General features: G+C 68.1%; 15 protein-coding genes and 1 pseudogene. 11 read left to right on the top strand and 5 right to left on the bottom strand.

Features of this window, described 5'->3' with window-relative positions; translation table 11 throughout:
* Positions 1-3 precede the first annotated feature (3 nt).
* Positions 4-930, top strand: coding sequence for a heme o synthase (locus AC0KS4_RS14695; RefSeq protein ID WP_238956253.1), 927 nt, complete (start codon positions 4-6; stop codon positions 928-930).
* A gap of 12 nt (positions 931-942) precedes the next feature.
* Here the strand turns inward: AC0KS4_RS14695 and AC0KS4_RS14690 are convergent, their stop codons facing one another.
* A complete protein-coding gene (locus tag AC0KS4_RS14690; protein ID WP_238956252.1) occupies positions 943-1,917 on the bottom strand; it encodes a quinone oxidoreductase family protein in 975 nt (324 codons plus the stop codon).
* 19 nt (positions 1,918-1,936) lie between these two features.
* Between AC0KS4_RS14690 and AC0KS4_RS14685 the strand changes: the two genes are divergently transcribed.
* Positions 1,937-2,587: an ATP-grasp domain-containing protein gene (locus tag AC0KS4_RS14685; protein ID WP_238956251.1), complete on the top strand. Its 651-nt coding sequence runs from the start codon at positions 1,937-1,939 to the stop codon at positions 2,585-2,587.
* On the opposite strand, the gene AC0KS4_RS14680 is transcribed toward AC0KS4_RS14685, so the two are convergent.
* The 4 genes from AC0KS4_RS14680 to mptB form a co-directional block, all read right to left on the bottom strand.
* On the bottom strand, positions 2,537-3,415 hold the full coding sequence (locus AC0KS4_RS14680) for a COX15/CtaA family protein (protein ID WP_238957317.1): 879 nt from the start codon (positions 3,413-3,415) through the stop codon (positions 2,537-2,539). The genes AC0KS4_RS14685 and AC0KS4_RS14680 overlap by 51 nt on opposite strands.
* Before the next feature lie 137 nt (positions 3,416-3,552).
* Positions 3,553-4,329, bottom strand: a complete 777-nt coding sequence (locus AC0KS4_RS14675) for an ABC transporter permease (protein ID WP_238956250.1) — start codon at positions 4,327-4,329, stop codon at positions 3,553-3,555.
* On the bottom strand, positions 4,326-5,273 hold the full coding sequence (locus AC0KS4_RS14670) for an ABC transporter ATP-binding protein (RefSeq protein ID WP_238956249.1): 948 nt from the start codon (positions 5,271-5,273) through the stop codon (positions 4,326-4,328). The genes AC0KS4_RS14675 and AC0KS4_RS14670 overlap by 4 nt, the downstream gene beginning before the upstream one ends.
* A gap of 61 nt (positions 5,274-5,334) precedes the next feature.
* Positions 5,335-7,047 carry a polyprenol phosphomannose-dependent alpha 1,6 mannosyltransferase MptB gene (mptB, locus tag AC0KS4_RS14665; protein WP_238956248.1) on the bottom strand — a complete coding sequence of 571 codons (1,713 nt, stop codon included), beginning with the start codon at positions 7,045-7,047 and terminating at the stop codon, positions 5,335-5,337.
* A gap of 46 nt (positions 7,048-7,093) precedes the next feature.
* Here mptB and AC0KS4_RS14660 point away from each other — a divergent pair.
* The 9 genes and pseudogenes from AC0KS4_RS14660 (at position 7,094) to AC0KS4_RS14620 (ending at position 17,003) form a co-directional block, all read left to right on the top strand.
* Positions 7,094-7,946: pseudogene (locus AC0KS4_RS14660) on the top strand (helix-turn-helix transcriptional regulator).
* Positions 7,943-9,391: a Fe-S cluster assembly protein SufB gene (gene sufB, locus AC0KS4_RS14655; RefSeq protein ID WP_225328631.1), complete on the top strand. Its 1,449-nt coding sequence runs from the start codon at positions 7,943-7,945 to the stop codon at positions 9,389-9,391. The pseudogene AC0KS4_RS14660 and the gene sufB overlap by 4 nt, the downstream one beginning before the upstream one ends.
* Positions 9,391-10,575 carry a Fe-S cluster assembly protein SufD gene (gene sufD / locus AC0KS4_RS14650; RefSeq protein ID WP_225328632.1) on the top strand — a complete coding sequence of 395 codons (1,185 nt, stop codon included), beginning with the start codon at positions 9,391-9,393 and terminating at the stop codon, positions 10,573-10,575. The genes sufB and sufD overlap by 1 nt, the downstream gene beginning before the upstream one ends.
* Complete coding sequence (gene sufC, locus AC0KS4_RS14645) at positions 10,575-11,348, top strand: Fe-S cluster assembly ATPase SufC (RefSeq protein ID WP_008258094.1); 774 nt, start codon at positions 10,575-10,577, stop codon at positions 11,346-11,348. Before sufD ends, sufC begins: the two co-directional genes overlap by 1 nt.
* A 1-nt stretch (position 11,349) precedes the next feature.
* Positions 11,350-12,678, top strand: coding sequence for a cysteine desulfurase (locus AC0KS4_RS14640; RefSeq protein WP_225328634.1), 1,329 nt, complete (start codon positions 11,350-11,352; stop codon positions 12,676-12,678).
* Positions 12,675-13,175: a Fe-S cluster assembly sulfur transfer protein SufU gene (sufU, locus tag AC0KS4_RS14635; protein WP_225328635.1), complete on the top strand. Its 501-nt coding sequence runs from the start codon at positions 12,675-12,677 to the stop codon at positions 13,173-13,175. Before AC0KS4_RS14640 ends, sufU begins: the two co-directional genes overlap by 4 nt.
* On the top strand, positions 13,150-13,497 hold the full coding sequence (locus tag AC0KS4_RS14630; RefSeq protein ID WP_008258091.1) for a metal-sulfur cluster assembly factor: 348 nt from the start codon (positions 13,150-13,152) through the stop codon (positions 13,495-13,497). Before sufU ends, AC0KS4_RS14630 begins: the two co-directional genes overlap by 26 nt.
* Before the next feature lie 141 nt (positions 13,498-13,638).
* Positions 13,639-14,061 carry an MmpS family transport accessory protein gene (locus AC0KS4_RS14625; RefSeq protein ID WP_225328636.1) on the top strand — a complete coding sequence of 141 codons (423 nt, stop codon included), beginning with the start codon at positions 13,639-13,641 and terminating at the stop codon, positions 14,059-14,061.
* Entirely contained in the window at positions 14,058-17,003 is a 2,946-nt protein-coding gene (locus AC0KS4_RS14620; RefSeq protein WP_308193065.1) for an MMPL/RND family transporter, read from the top strand. The genes AC0KS4_RS14625 and AC0KS4_RS14620 overlap by 4 nt, the downstream gene beginning before the upstream one ends.
* Positions 17,004-17,080: the final 77 nt, after the last annotated feature.

Raw genomic sequence — 17,080 nt, 5'->3', positions numbered from 1 at the left:
TGCGTGAGCGTTCGCGGGCGCGCCGCGCCGAGCCGATTGCCAAGCCGGGTACAAGGCACGGTGCTGGCTTATCTGGCGCTGACCAAGCCGCGGGTCGTCGAGCTGCTGCTCGTGACCGCGATCCCGGCGATGCTGCTCGCCCAGCGCGGGACGGTCAATCCGCTGCTGATCGTGAACACGCTGATCGGCGGAATGCTGGCCGCCGGCGGCGCGAACACGCTGAACTGTGTGGCCGACGCGGATATCGACAAGGTGATGAAGCGCACCGCGCGCCGGCCGCTGGCGCGGGCCGCGGTGCCCACCCGCAACGCCCTGGTGTTCGGGCTGGTGCTGACGGTCGGGTCGTTCTTCTGGCTGTGGTGGACGACGAACCTGCTGTCGGGGCTGCTGGCCCTGGCGACGATCGCGTTCTATGTGTTCGTCTACACCCTGCTGCTCAAGCGCCGCACCTCGCAGAACGTCGTCTGGGGCGGCGCGGCCGGCTGCATGCCGGTGATGATCGGCTGGTCGGCAGTGACGAACACCATCGGCTGGCCGGCCCTGGTGATGTTCGCCATCATTTTCTTCTGGACGCCGCCGCACACCTGGGCGCTGGCGATGCGCTACAAGGACGACTACAAAGCGGCGGGCGTCCCGATGCTGCCGGCCGTTGCGACCGAGCGCCAGGTGACCAAGCAGATCCTGATCTACACCTGGCTGACGGTGCTGGCCACCCTGGCGCTGGCGCTGGCGACCGGCTGGCTGTACGCGGCGGTCGCCGCGGTCGCCGGGGTGTGGTTCCTGGCCATGGCGCATCAGCTGTACGCGGGGGTGCGCGCCGGTGAGCCGGTCAAGCCGCTGCGGCTGTTCCTGCAATCGAACAACTACCTGGCGGTGGTGTTCTGTGCATTGGCGATCGACTCGGCCATCGGGCTGCCGCACCTGTTCTAGCCGCCAGGCGAGTTACGGCACCAGCACGATCGAGCCCGTCGTCTTGCGGCCCTGCAGATCCCGGTGGGCGCGGGCCGCGTCGGCCAGCGGGTAGCGCCCGCCGACCTCGACGGTGATGTCGCCGCCGGCGATCGCGGCGAACAATTCCTCCGCCCGCCAGCTGAATTCCTGCCCGGTGCGGACGAAATGCGCCAGCGACGGCCGGGTCAAAAACACCGAGCCGGCCGGATTGAGGCGCTGCGGATCGAACGGCGGGACGGGCCCGCTGGCCGCGCCGAACAACGCGAGCGTGCCCCGCACGGCCAGGCTGGCCAAGCTGGCGTCGAACGTGGTCGCGCCCACGCCGTCGTACACCGCGGCCACCCCGGCGCCGTCGGTCAACGCGCGGATCCGCTCGCCGAACTCGTCGGCGTCGTCGGGGTAGGACAGCACCTCGTCGGCGCCGGCGTTCGCCGACATTCGCGCCTTCTCCGGGGTCGAGACCGTCGTGATCACCCGCGCGCCGAGCAGGCGCGCCCACTGCGTCAGGATCAGGCCGACCCCGCCCGCGCCCGCATGCACCAGCACCGTGTCGCCCGCCTGCACCGGATACACCGACTTCAACAGGTAGTGGGCGGTCAGGCCCTTCAGCAGCGCCGAGGCCGCCACGTCGGCGGGGACGCCGTCGGGCACCGGGGCGGTGAAAGAGGCTGGGGCGGTGGCATATTCGGCGTAACCGCCGGACGCCGCGGCGGTCACCACCCGGTCGCCCGCGGTGACACCGTCGACGCCCTCGCCGGTGTCTACCACCGTGCCGCTCATCTCCTGGCCGAGGATGAACGGCACCTGGCGCGGATACTGCCCCGAGCGGAAATACGTGTCGATGTAGTTGACGCCGATGGCCTCGGCCTTGATCAGCACCTCACCCGGGCCGGGCGAGGGTTGTGGAGTATCGACGTAGCGCAGTACCTCGGGGCCGCCGGTTTCGCCGACTTCGATTGCGTGCATGTGCTTATCATGCCCGGGCATGAAGCTCGCTCGTCCGGACGTCTTCCATCCCCGCATCGTGCTGGCGGGGCGCGGCGGCGACCCCGACGACGCCGGGCTGGTGCCCGCCCTGCGCCGCCGGGGCCTGCACGCGCGCTGGCTGCCCTGGGACGATCCGGAAACCGCCCAGGCCGACCTGGTCATCCTGCGGGCCATCCCGGTCGAGCCGGACCGGCGTGACGAATTCCTGGCCTGGACCCGGCGGACGCGCCACCTGCTCAACCCGCCCGACGCGGTCGCCTGGAATATCGATGAGCGGTATTTGCGCGACCTCGAGGACGACGGGGTCCCGACGGACCCCGGCGCGACGGCGCGGTCGGCCTTGATCTTTCTGGGCGGGGAGCAATCGCACGCCTGGCCGGGCGAGCCGGAGTTCGAATCCTGGGATCTCGGCTACGCGGCGCTCGCGGCGGCCGCCCGCCGCGCCGGGATCGGCGCCCGGGAGCTGCTGTACGCGCGCGCCGACGTAGCCGGTACCCGGCTGGTGGGACTGGATCTCGTTGCGCCGCAGCTGGGTTGGCGCCGCCTGGACGCCGCCACCCGCGAGCTCGCCCAGCGCCGGTTCGCCGTGGAGGTCGAATCAGGCTGCGAGCGGCTCGGGCTCGGCCCGTTCTCGCATGGAGGCCCATAGCGCCGCGGTGGCCGCGGTGCATGCGGCCGCCCCCGCGACGTGCAGGGCGACCAGCGCGGCGGGGACACCGGTGTAGTACTGGGCGGTGCCGACGGCGGCCTGCGCGCACAGCAGGACGAGCAGCACCCCGAGCCGCCGCAGCACCGGGCGGGTGGCGCGCACCGCCAGCAGCCCGAAGCCCAGCCCCACGACCAGCGCCAGGTAGGCGACCAGCAGCGACGAGTGCACGTGCACCAGGGTGGCGACTTCGACCTTGAGTCGCGGCACGGTCCGGGTGGCGCTGCGGTCACCCGCATGCGGGCCGGCGGCCGTCACCAGCGTGCCGGTGACCAGCACCGCGGCCAGGTTCACGCCGGAGAGCGCGGTCAATGCGCGCAGCGGCGTAGGGATCAGCACGCGCACGGCTGCCTCGTCGGGCTCGCCGATCTTGACGTAGAGCAGCACCGCGAGCCACACCATCGTCATCGACGTCAGCAGGTGGATGGCCACCGTCCACCACAGCAGCCCGGTGCGCACGGTGATCCCGCCGATGACCGCCTGCACGACGGTCGACACCGGCATCAGCCACGCATAGACCAGGACCTCGCGGCGACGCCGGGCCCGGGTCACCGCGAGCACGGCCAGCGCCGCGGTGATCACCACGGCGAAGGTGACCATCCGGTTGCCGAATTCGACGGCCTGGTGGATGCGTGGCACCTCGGCGTGGGCCACCGGGACGAAGCTGCCCGGAAAGCACTGCGGCCAGGTGGGGCAGCCCAGCCCCGAGGCGGTGACGCGCACGATCGCGCCGGTGATGGCGATGCCGCCCTGGGTCAGGATGACGGCCATGGCGATCAGCCGCTGGACGCCCAGACTGGGATTGGGGAGCAGGTCCACCAGCCGCAATAGCGTTCGTCCGAGCACGGCCCGATCCTAAGGCACCGACAACTACATGCCGTAGTACGCCCGGCGTCGCCGAGCACCCGTCAGGTGAACCGGAACCAGCGCAGCGCGCTCAGCGCGCCCAGCGCGCCCCACGCCGCCAGGACGATCACCCCGAACCAGTCCACCGACATCGTCATCGCCTGCGACAGCGCCTCGGTGAGCGCGCCCGACGGGGTCAGCCGGGCCGCCCATTTCACCGCCGTCGGAATCATGTCGGTTTCCACGGTCAGCGCGCCCAGGCCGGCGAAGACGAACCACATCAGGTTGGCGACCGCGAGCACGATCTCGGCCCGCAGCGTCCCGCCGAGCAGCAGGCCGAGGGCCGCGAACACCGCGGTGCCCAACGCGATGACCCCCGCGCCCAACGCCAACGCGATCAGGGCGGGTCGCCAACCGAGCGCAAAACCGATGGCGCCCAACAGGATTGCCTGCAAGAACACCACCGTGACGACGGCCAGGGACTTGCCCGCGATGATGCCCCACACCGGAAGCGGGGTGGCCCCGAGCCGCTTGAGCGCGCCGTAGCGACGATCGAAGGCGACGGCGATCGCCTGCCCGGTGAACGCGGTCGAGATCACCGCCAGCGCCATGATGACCGGGGTGAAGGTGGCGGCGCGGTGCTGGCCGAACGAGCCGAGCGGCAGCAGCGTGAGCCCGACCAGCAGCGTGATCGGGATGAACATGGTCAGCAGCAGCTGTTCGCCGTTGCGCAGCAGCAGCTTGAGCTCCAGGCCGAACTGCGCGGCGAGCATTCTCGGCACCGCGCTGGGCCGCGGGTCGGGGGCGAAAGTGCCCGCGGGGAACGGTGATTCGCTCATGGCCGCAACTTCCTGCCGGTGAGGTCGAGGAACACGTCCTCGAGGCTGCGTTGCTCGACGCGCATGTCGGTGGCCAGCACGTCGATCCGGGCACACCACGCCGTGACCGTCGCCAGCACCTGCGGGTCGACCGGGCCCTCGACCAGGTACTCGCCCGGCGTCACCTCCGTGGCCTTGTAATCCTCGGGCAGCGCGGCGGACAACAGCGACAGGTCGAGCCGCGGCGGCGCGCTGAACCGCAACTGGTCCTTGGCCCCGCTGCGCATCAGCTCCGTGGGCGTGCCCGAGGCCACCGTCGCCCCGCGGTCGATGATCACGATCCGGTCGGCGAGCTCCTCGGCCTCCTTGAGCTGGTGGGTGGTCAGCAGCACCGTCACGCCGTCGCGGCGCAGCGCGTCGATCAGCTCCCACACCAGCAGCCGGGCGTGGGCGTCCATGCCCGCGGTGGGCTCGTCGAGGAACACCAGTTCGGGCCGCCCGACCAGCGCGCACGCCAGCGCGAGCCGTTGCTGCTGCCCGCCGGAGAGCCGCCGGTAGGTGGTGCGCGCCGCGTCGGTGAGGCCCAGCGTGTCCAGCAGCCACGCCGGGTCCAGCGGGTCGGCGGCGTAGGCGGCCACCAGGTCGAGCATCTCGCCGGCGCGGGCCGCGGGGTAGCCGCCGCCGCCCTGCAGCATCACGCCGATCCGCGCGCGCAGCCGCGCGTTGTCCGCGATCGGGTCCAGGCCGAGCACCTCGATGGTGCCGGCGTCCGAGCGCACGAAGCCCTCGCACATCTCGACCGTCGTGGTCTTACCGGCGCCGTTGGGGCCGAGCAGGGCCAGCACCTCGGCGGCGTGCACTTCCAGGTCGAGATCGGAGACGGCCTCCACGACAGCCCCGCCGGATCCGTAGTGCTTGCTCACGCCGCGCAGTCGCACGACTACTTCAGGAACGTCCGAGCTCACGGGCGCCGCTCCTGCTCATAGGCGCCGCTCATGCGGCGCGCGGCTGGGTCGTCGGCGCGGCTCACGTGGAATCAGCGTAGGCGTCATGCGCCGGCGCCGGCCGCGGGGTCTCGGCAGGCTGCGCGGGCGACGCCGGGTCGACGGGTTCGGCGCCGGCGGGTTCCCGCGGCTGCGCCGGCGGGCTCCGCCACGGCAACCGGGTGTAGGTCACCGCGATGAGCAGCACCACGATGACGGTGCTGGCCAACGTGGCGTCCACGATCTGGAACAGCGCGAACCGGTCGCCGTTCGCGGTCGGGCCGAAGATGCCGACGACGAGGCTGATGACGATCGCCGCCAGCCGGAAGCCGGTGCGGGTGGCCCAGCAGGCCAGCGGGATGATCGCCCACAGCAGATACCAGGGCTGCACGACGGGAAACAGCAGCACGCAGATGCCCAGCGCGACGCCGAGGCCGCCGATCGGGTGCAGCCTGCCGCGGAAGACGGCCAGCAGCAGCCACGCCACCATGACCGTGATGATCAGCACGCCGATCGCACGGGTCAGCCCCAGCACCGCGGTGGTGTGATCGCCCAGGCCCAGCAGGATGCCCACCTGCCCGGTGCCGAGCGCCAGCAGCGTCGGCGGCGACATCCAGCTGCGCACCACGTTGGCGGTGCCCAGCGTGTAGATCCAGCCGAAGCCGAGCCCGCTGGCCCAGCCGACGACGGCCATCACCGCCAGCGACAGCGCCGCCATGCCCCCGCCCGTCAACAGCAGGGCACGCAGGTTTCCTCCCCGCCGGTAGGCCAGCGCGACCGTGACGAAGCCCAGCGCCAGCAGCGACGGCAGCTTCACCTGCGACGACAGCGTGATCAGGACGGCGCCGACCAGCAGCATGCCCAGCGATTCCCAGTCGGGACCCGGCTTGAAGGAGTGGGGCAGCAGGCGTGGGGCTTTGACGTCTGAGACACCGCGCAGCGCGAATTCGGCGCCGGCCAGCATCAGGCCCAGCATCAGCGCTTCGTTGTGTACGCCGGCCACCAGATGCATGATCAGCAGCGGGTTGGCCGCGCCCAGCCACAGCGCGCTGACCTCGGCGACGCCGCAGCGCCGGGCCAGCCGCGGTGTCGCCCACACGATCAGTCCGACGCCGAGCAGCTCCACCAGCCGGTGACACAGCACCGCGGCGACGATGTTCTCCCCGGTGATCGCCGAAATGCCGCGCCCCATCCACAGAAACAGCGGGCCGTAGGGGGCGGGCGTCTCGCGCCACAGGGTCGGCACCGAGAGGGTGAAGATGTGGGACAGGCCCAGGCCCGAGGCCGGGCCGACCCGGTACGGGTCGAGTCCCTCCAGGGAGATCTGGCTCTGCGCCAGATAGGAGTAGACGTCCTTGCTGTACATCGGGGGGGCGATCAGCAGCGGCAGCACCCACAGCAGCAGGGTGCGGTCCAGGTCGCCGCGCGACATCCGCCGGTTGCCCAGCGCGAATCGGCCGAGCATCAGCCAGGCCAGCGCCATCATGACCGCGCCCGTCGTCGTCATCGTCAACGACACCGTCTGGATGCGCGACGGCAGGTTGAGCAGCCGCACCCCGAACGTCGGGTCCTGCACGACGGGCCGGGCGCCGGCGCCCAGCGCGCCGATCGCCATCAGCATCGTGCCGCTGGCGCCGAACAGGCGGATGCGTCGCAGCGCGCTGAGCTCGGTATCGTTCAGCGGCGAACCCACCGCTTGCTCGTCGCCGTGCAGACTCGCGATCGACGAGCTCAGCGTGTGGTGGCGGGCTGACATCTTCAGCAGCGTAGCCGCCGGGTCCGAACCCGCGGCGATCGCTCGTGTGACCAGCACGACCCTAAGACAGGGGACCCTTGCTAGACCGATCGTCGGAATTGCGTCACACTGGTGTTGTGAAAATCCGAACCAGCCCCGATGGTGCCGCCGCGCCCGACGTCGGCGCTGCCACGGGTCTCACAGCGGATCGTCACACCCGCCGCGCCATCGTGCGCCTGCTGCTGGAATCCGGAACGATCACCGCCGGCGAGATCGGTGACCGGCTGGGCCTGGCGGCCGCCGGGGTGCGCCGGCACCTCGACGCCCTGATCGAGGCGGGCGATGCCGAGGCCACGGCGCCCGCGGCATGGCAGCAGTCGGGACGCGGGCGTCCCGCGAAGCGGTACCGGTTGACCGCCGGCGGGCGGGCCAAGCTCGACCACGCCTACGACGACTTGGCGGCGGCGGCGATGCGGCAGCTTCGCGAGATCGGCGGCGAAGAGGCGGTTCAGGCGTTCGCCCGGCAGCGGATCGACGCCATCTTGACCGAAGTCACCGCGGCCGACAGCACGGCGGACGACGACGTCGAGGCGGCCGCGGAACGGATCGCCACCGCGTTGACCAAGGCCGGCTACGTCGCCAGCACCACACAGGTCGGCGGGCCGATTCACGGCGTGCAGATCTGCCAGCACCACTGCCCGGTCTCCCACGTCGCCGAGGAATTCCCCGAGTTGTGCGAGGCCGAACAGCAGGCGATGGCCGAGGTGCTGGGCACCCATGTCCAGCGTTTGGCGACGATCGTCAACGGCGACTGCGCCTGCACCACGCACGTCCCCCTGACGCAGAGCCAGGCTTCAAGCACGGCGCCCAGCCCGCGCCACATGACCGACACCACGAGCATCAAAGGAGCGTCTCGATGACACTCACACCCGAGGCCAGCAAGACGGCTACCGCGCCGCTGACCCAGGAAGAGGCGATCGCCTCCCTGGGGCGGTACGGCTACGGCTGGGCCGACTCCGACGTCGCAGGCGCCAGCGCCCAGCGCGGGCTGTCCGAGGCGGTGGTCCGCGACATCTCCGCGAAGAAGAGCGAGCCCGAGTGGATGCTGCAGGCCCGGCTCAAGGCGCTGCGCATCTTCGAGCGCAAGCCGATGCCGACGTGGGGCTCGAACCTCGACGGCATCGACTTCGAGAACATCAAGTACTTCGTGCGCTCCACCGAAAAGCAGGCCGCGACGTGGGACGACCTGCCCGAGGACATCCGCAACACCTACGACCGGCTGGGCATCCCCGAGGCGGAGAAGCAGCGCCTGGTCGGCGGCGTGGCGGCGCAGTACGAGTCCGAGGTCGTCTACCACCAGATCCGCGAAGACCTCGAGGCCCAGGGCGTCATCTTCGTCGACACCGACACCGGTCTGCGCGAGCACCCCGAGATCTTCCAGGAGTACTTCGGCACCGTGATCCCGGCGGGGGACAACAAGTTCTCCGCACTCAACACCGCGGTGTGGAGCGGCGGCTCGTTCATCTACGTCCCGCCGGGCGTGCACGTCGACATCCCGCTGCAGGCCTACTTCCGCATCAACACCGAGAACATGGGCCAGTTCGAGCGGACGCTGATCATCGCCGACGAAGGTTCGTACGTGCACTACGTCGAGGGCTGCACCGCGCCGATCTACAAATCGGACTCGCTGCACTCGGCCGTCGTCGAGATCGTCGTGAAACCGCATGCGCGCGTTCGCTACACCACCATCCAGAACTGGTCGAACAACGTGTACAACCTGGTCACCAAGCGCGCCCGCGCCGAGGCCGGCGCCACCATGGAGTGGGTCGACGGCAACATCGGATCCAAGGTCACCATGAAGTACCCGGCGGTCTGGATGACCGGCGAGTACGCCAAGGGCGAGGTGCTCTCGGTGGCGTTCGCCGGCGAAGACCAGCACCAGGACACCGGCGCCAAGATGCTGCACCTGGCGCCCAACACGTCGAGCAACATTGTGTCCAAGTCGGTCGCCCGCGGCGGGGGCCGCGCCTCGTACCGCGGCCTCGTGCAGGTGAACAAGGGCGCCCACGGATCGCGTTCGAGCGTGAAATGCGATGCGCTGCTGGTCGATACGATCAGCCGCAGCGATACCTACCCGTACGTCGACATCCGCGAGGACGACGTCACGATGGGGCACGAGGCCACCGTGTCCAAGGTCAGCGAGGACCAGCTCTTCTACCTGATGAGCCGCGGCCTGACCGAGGACGAGGCGATGGCGATGGTGGTGCGCGGCTTCGTCGAACCGATCGCCAAAGAGCTGCCGATGGAGTACGCGCTGGAGCTCAACCGCCTGATCGAACTCCAGATGGAAGGCGCGGTCGGCTAGTGACGAATCTGACCGAAGCGGTTGAGGGATCGACCCTTACCGCCTTGAACAAGGGGGAGCTGTTCTCCTCCTTCGACGTGGACGCGTTCGAGGTCCCGCACGGCCGCGACGAAATCTGGCGCTTCACCCCGTTGCGCCGGCTGCGCGGCCTGCACGACGGTTCGGCACATGCCACCGGCAAGGCGCAGATCACCGTCACCGACCAGCCGGGTGTACGCACCGAAACCGCCGGCCGGGGCGACGAGCGGCTGGGCCAGGGCGGAGTTCCCGCCGATCGCGTTGCGGCCCAGGCCTTCTCGTCGTTCAACTCCGCGACGGTGGTGACCGTGGCGCGTGACACCGAGGTCGCCAAGCCCATCGAGATCGTCGTGAACGGGCCGGGCGAGGGCGCGGTCGCCTACGGGCATCTGCAGATCCGCGTCGAAGAACTCGCGCGGGCCATCGTGGTCGTCGACCTGCGCGGCAGCGGGACGTACGCCGACAACGTCGAGATCATCGTTTCAGATTCGGCGGCGCTCGGAGTCATCTGGATCGCCGACTGGGCCGACGACATGGTCAACGTCAGCGCGCATCACGCACGGCTGGGCAAGGATTCGGTGCTCGGCCACGTCAACGTGACGCTCGGGGGAGACCTGGTCCGCACGTCGACGACGGTGCGGTTCACCGCCGCCGGCGGCGACGCTCAACTGCTCGGCACCTATTTCGCCGACGACGGCCAGCACATCGAATCCCGGCTGCTCGTCGACCACGCGCACCCCAATTGCCGCTCGGACGTGCTGTACAAGGGTGCGCTGCAAGCGGATCCGGAATCCGACCGTCCGGACGCACACGCCGTCTGGGTGGGCGACGTGCTGATCCGCGCCGAGGCGACCGGCACCGACACCTTCGAAACCAACCGCAATCTGATCCTCACCGACGGCGCCCGCGCCGATTCGGTGCCCAACCTCGAGATCGAGACCGGTGAGATCGTCGGCGCCGGACACGCCAGTGCCACAGGGCGATTCGACGACGAGCAGGTGTTCTACCTACGAGCCCGCGGCATCCCCGAAGACCAGGCCCGACGGTTGATCGTGCGCGGCTTCTTCGCCGAGATCATCCAGAAGATCGCCGTGCCCGCCGTGCGTGAGCGCCTGGCCGAGGCTATCGAACACGAGCTTGAGCTGACCGAAGGAAACAAGAACTGATGACCACACTCGAAATCAAGGACTTACACGTCAGCGTCGCGCGCACCAACGAAGCCGACGCCATCGGAATCCTCAAGGGCGTCGACCTCACGGTGAAGTCCGGGGAGACGCACGCGTTGATGGGTCCCAACGGGTCTGGCAAGTCCACCCTGTCCTATGCCATCGCCGGGCACCCGAAGTACGAGGTGACGTCCGGATCGATCACGCTGGACGGCCAGGACGTGCTGGCGATGAGCGTCGACGAACGCGCCCGGGCCGGCCTGTTCCTCGCGATGCAGTACCCGATCGAGGTCACCGGGGTGTCCATGTCGAACTTCCTGCGCTCGGCCGCCACCGCCGTGCGCGGTGAGGCGCCGAAGCTGCGGCACTGGGTCAAGGAAGTCAAGGCCGCGATGGACGACCTGGGGATCGATCCGGCGTTCTCCGAACGCAGTGTGAACGAAGGCTTTTCCGGTGGTGAGAAGAAGCGCCACGAGATTCTTCAGCTGTCGCTGCTCAAGCCCAAGATCGCCATCCTGGACGAGACCGACTCCGGCCTGGACGTCGACGCGCTGCGGGTGGTCAGTGAGGGGGTGAACCGCTACGCCGAAGCCGAGCATGGCGGCGTCCTGCTGATCACGCACTACACCCGCATCCTGCGCTACATCCAGCCGCAGTTCGTCCACGTGTTCGTCGGCGGGCGCATCGTCGAAGCCGGCGGCCCCGAATTGGCCGACCAGCTCGAGGAGCACGGATACGAGCGCTTCGTGCAGGCGGCGTCTGCGAAGGCCTGACATGACTCGGCGTGATGCGGCGGCTTCCGCTCTCGATCTCGCGGCGATCCGCGCCGACTTCCCGATCCTCAAGCGCGTCATGCGCGGCGGAAATCAGTTGGCGTATCTGGATTCCGGGGCGACGGCCCAGCGTCCGCTGCAGGTGCTCGACGCCGAACGCGAGTTCCTGCTCACGTCCAACGGCGGCGTGCATCGCGGGGCGCATCAGCTGATGGAGGAGGCGACCGACGCCTACGAGCAGGGCCGCGCCGATGTCGCGGCTTTCGTCGGCGCCGGCTCCGAGGAGCTGATTTTCACCAAGAACGCCACCGAGGCGCTCAACCTGGTCTCCTATGTGCTGGGCGACAACCGGTTCGAGCGTGCGGTCGGCCCCGGCGACGTCATCGTCACCACCGAGCTCGAGCACCACGCCAACCTGGTGCCCTGGCAGGAACTGGCCCGCCGCACCGGTGCCACGCTGCAATGGTACGGGATCTCCGGCGGAGAAAGAGATGCGGGCCGCATCGACCTGGACTCGCTGAAGCTCGACGAACGCGTCAAAGTGGTTGCCTTCAGCCACCACTCGAACGTCACCGGAGCGCTCGCGCCGGTGGGCGAACTGGTCTCCCGCGCCAAAGCCGTCGGCGCGCTCACCGTGCTGGACGCCTGCCAGTCGGTGCCGCACCGCCCGGTCGACTTCCACGAGCTCGACGTCGACTTCGCCGCCTTCTCCGGGCATAAAATGCTGGGTCCCAACGGGATTGGCGTGCTGTACGGACGCGGGGAGCTGTTGTCGGCGATGCCGCCATTCCTCACCGGCGGCTCCATGATCGAGAACGTGGCCATGGACGCCTCGACTTACGCCGCGCCCCCGCAGCGTTTCGAGGCCGGCACCCCGATGACCTCCCAGGTGGTCGGGCTGGCCGCGGCCGCCCGTTATCTGGACGGCATCGGCATGGACGCCGTCGAGGCACACGAACGTGAGCTGGTCGCCGCCGCCATCGAGGGCCTGTCCGGGATCGAGGGCGTGCGGATCATCGGGCCCACCACACTGGAAAACCGTGGTTCTCCGGTGTCATTCGTCGTCGACGGCGTGCACGCGCACGACGTCGGGCAGGTGCTCGACGATGACGGCGTCGCGGTGCGCGTGGGACACCACTGCGCGCTGCCGCTGCATCGCCGGTTCGGTCTGGCGGCCACCGCCCGGGCGTCCTTCGCGGTGTACAACACCGCCGAGGAGGTCGAGCGGTTGGTGACGGGCGTGCGCCGCGCGCTGGATTTCTTCGTCGGCGATCGCAAGCGCGGCGAAGCCGGGCGCAGCGGGTCGTCGCCATGGGTTGGGAGAGAATGACCTTGCGCCTCGAACAGATGTATCAGGACGTGATCCTCGATCACTACAAGCACCCGCAGCACCGCGGGCTGCGGGAGCCGTTCGGCGCCGAGGTCTTTCACGTCAACCCGGTCTGCGGTGACGAAATCACCTTGCGCGTTGCGCTGTCCGACGACGGCGAAACCGTCACCGACGTGTCGTATGACGGGCAGGGCTGCTCGATCAGCCAGGCGGCCACCTCGGTCCTCACCCAGCAGGTAATCGGTCAAAGTGTCGGCGATGCGCTCAAGACCATCACCGCGTTCACCGAGATGGTGTCCTCCCGCGGCACCGTCGAGGGCGACGAGGACGTGCTGGGCGACGGGATCGCGTTCGCCGGAGTGGCCAAATACCCCGCCCGGGTGAAATGCGCGCTGCTGGGCTGGATGGCGTGCAAAGACGCACTGGCACAGGCGTACTCGGAAAAATATGCAGCCCTCGAGGAGGTTACAGATGAGCGAGACCACCACACCGCATGACGAGTTGCTCGCCGACGTCGAGGAGGCGATGCATGACGTCGTCGACCCCGAACTCGGCATCAACGTCATGGATTTGGGCCTGGTGTACGGCTTGGAGGTCGAGCACGGTGAGATGGGTCCGGTGGCGCTGATCGACATGACGCTCACCTCGGCGGCCTGCCCGTTGCAAGACGTCATCGAAGACCAGTCGCGCAGCGCGCTGGTCGGTGCCGGCTTGGTCGACGAGCTGAAGATCAACTGGGTGTGGAACCCGCCGTGGGGTCCGGACAAGATCACCGACGACGGGCGCGAGCAACTGCGCGCCTTGGGCTTCACGGTCTAGCCGGCCTTTTCGCACGCCGCGCCGACGCGCGGCCACCCCCGGGAATCAACTCGACCGCTATGGCGTTCGGCTAGCCGTGGCGCACACGAAGAGATGCCTTAATATCGGCCCATCGAGCATTCCGAATCGGGGGGCACGGTGATGAGGCTTCTCAAGCGGGCATGGGTTCCGCTGGTCGTGGCGGTGGCGCTGATCATCGGCGGCGTTGCGGTCATCCGCCTCAATGGCATTTTCCCAGGACCCGGTCTGCCCAAGCCCGATCCCCGGGATGCCACCCCGCCGTATGCGGCCAAGACCGCGATCTACGAAATCCTGGGGCCGCCCGGCACTACCGGCGTCGTCAACTGGATGGATGCGGAGTCACTACCGCAGAAGGCCAGCTTCACCACGTTGCCGTGGTCGAAGACGATCGTCGCCGAGATGCCCGGCATCTTCGCTTACGTCGTCGCCCAAGGTGACAGTCCCTCCATCGGCTGTCGCATCACCGTCGACGGAAAGTTGGTCGATCAACAACAGGCCAACAACCGGAACGCGCAGGTTTCCTGCTTGGACAAGTCCGCGTGACCGACGACACGAGCGACGCTGACGACACAGCCGAAATCCCCGTCGCGCAGCGCACCCCAGTCGAGCGCAAACCACGTCTGGCCCGCACCATCCGCGTCCTGGCGCTGCCGATCATCGTGGTCTGGCTGCTGATCGCGATCGGCGTCAACATCTTCGTCCCACAGCTGGAAAAGGTCGCCGAGGAAGTCTCGGTGCCGCTTTCGCCATCCGACGCGCCTTCGGTGACCGGGATGAAGCACATCGGGGAGAAATTCAAGGAGTACGACTCCGACAACCTCGTCCTGGTGACCCTGGTCGGTGACAAACCCCTCGGCGAGGATGCTCACCGGTATTACGACGATCTGGTCAAGAAGCTGCAGCAGGACCACGAACACGTCGAGCATGCGCTGAACTTCTGGGGGCAGCGATTCACGTCGTCGGGCGTCGAGAGCTACGACCACAAGGCCGCCTACGTCCAGGTCAACCTGCGCGGCGACCAGGGCGGAGCCATCGGCGACAAATCGGTTGCGGCGGTTCGCAAAATCGTCGCGGACTCGAAGCCGCCGGCGGGGGTGAAGGCCTACGTCGCCGGTCAGGGTGCCCTGACCGCCGACACGATCGTCGTCGGCGACGCGAGCCTGGCCAAGATGACGATCATCACCATCATCATCATCGCGATCATGCTGATGTTCGTTTATCGATCCATCGGCACGGTGCTGCTGACGATGGTCATCCTGTTCGTCGGACTGGCCACCGGCCGCGGCGTCGTAGCGCTGTTGGGCGAAACCGGCATCATGGGGCTCTCGACGTTCGCCGTCAACTTGCTGACGGCGTTGGCCATCGCGGCGGGAACCGATTACGCGATATTCATGGTCGGCCGCTACCAGGAGGGCCGCGAGCGGGGGCTGGACCGCGAAGCCGCCTACTACGACACCTTCGCCGGTGTCACCAAGGTGGTGCTGGGCTCGGGTTTGACGATCGTCGGGGCGCTGGCCTGTCTGAAATTCACCCGGCTGCCGTACTTCAGTTCGCTGGCGTTTCCGTGCGCGGTGGGTCTGCTGGTGGTGGTGGCCGCGGGGGTCACGCTGACGCCGGCGCTGATCGCCTTCGCAAGCGGCTTCGGCCTTTTCGACCCGAAGCGCGAGTTCAACTACACGCGGTGGCGCCGCTTGGCGACGGCCATCGTGCGGTGGCCGGCGCCCATCCTCGCCACCTCCGTCATCCTGGCGATCGTCGGCGCAATTGGCTTGATGGGTTTCACTCCGCGCTACAACGACCTGTACTACCTGCCGCCGAGCGCTTCGTCGGTGAAGGCGTACACCGCGGCCGACCAACACTTCACCCAGGCCCGTTTGAACCCAGACCTGCTGATGATCGAATCGGACCACGATCTGCGCAATCCCAGAGACATGCTGGTGCTGGACAAGATCGCCGGCGCCATCTTCCGGGTGCCGGGCATCGAACGGGTGCAGAGCATCACCAGACCCCTCGGCCCGCCGATCCAAGACGGATCCATTCCGTTCCAGCTCAGCGTGCAAAGCGCGCCGATCCGCAGCAATCTGAACTATCTGAAGGACCGCGTCGCCGACATCAAGAAGATCACCGGTTTCCTCGACACTCAGATCGCGCTGTTGGAGCGCCAGTACGCGGTGACCCAGAAGCTCGCGAACGCCGCGGATGACAGCTCGAAAACCACGGGGGAGACGGCGGCCATCACGGACGAGATCCGCAACCATCTCGCGGATTTCGACGACTTCTGGAGACCGATTCGCAGTTACTTCTATTGGGAGAAGCACTGTTTCGACATCCCGATCTGCTGGTCGCTACGGTCGCTCTTCGACGCGCTGGACGGGTTCGATCAGCTGGCCGAAAAGTTCCACGCCCTCACCAGCGACCTCACCAACACGGCCAAGGCCACGCGCGAACTGCTGGCGATCATCCCCGAGAACATCGCCGTCTCGAAGTCGATCCGGGATACGACGCTGACCATCTACAGCTCGTTCGACAGTCTGATCGACCAGTTCGACAGGCTGACCGACACGAACGCCGTGATGGGCAAGTCCTTCAACGACGCCCAGGTGGAGAGCCTGTTCTACCTGCCACCCGAGATCTTCCAGAACTCAGACTTCCAGTTGGGGTTGAGCCTGATGGTGTCGCCGGACGGCAAGGCCGCGCGCTTCATCATCACTCACACCGTGGATCCGGCAACGTCGCAGGGAATCGCGTCCGTCGATCAGGAGCGCCAAGCTGCCAAGGAGGCGCTGAAACTCACCTCCCTGGAGAATGCCGACATCTACCTCGGCGGTACGGCCGCAACGTTTTACGACATCGCCAATGGCGCCAAGTACGACCTGATGATCGCCGGCGTGGCCTCGATCGTGCTCATCTTCATCATCATGGTGATAGTCACCCGCGCTCTGGTCGCCGCGGGCGTCATCGTCGGCACCATCGTGATGTCGCTAGGGGCCGCCTTCGGATTCTCGACACTGATCTGGCAGCACCTCGGTAATTTCCAGCTGCACTGGGTGGCAACAGAATTCGCGTTGATCGTGCTCTTGGCGGTCGGATCCGATTACAACCTGATGCTGGTGTCGAGAATCGAGGAGGAGATCGGAGCCGGCCTGAAAACGGGACTCATCCGCGGCATGGGTGTGACCGGTCCGGTGGTGACTGCCGCAGGTGTGGTGTTCGCCGTCACGATGGGCACGATGATCACCAGCGATCTCCGGGCGATCGGCCAATTCGGAACGACGATCGGCATCGGCCTGTTGTTCGACACGTTCGTCGTCCGATCGCTCATCACGCCGTCGATCATGACGGTGATGGGACGCTGGTTCTGGTGGCCGAAGCGGGTACGGGTCCGCCCGGCCAGCCAGATGCTTCGGTCCGTCGGTCCCCGCCCGTTGGTTCGTGCACTGCTGTATCACCCGCAGCGCGGGGTCCCGTCGGATCCGCAGACCTAGCATGCGGCGCAGCACACGCCGCCCAGGGTCGCGGGTTCGGTCAGGACGCCGGATGAATTGGGCGGGAAGGTGATGGT

The organism is Mycobacterium sp. NTMscope_MAC_12, assembly GCF_976985675.1.
This window is presented reverse-complemented; position numbering and strand designations above follow the sequence as displayed.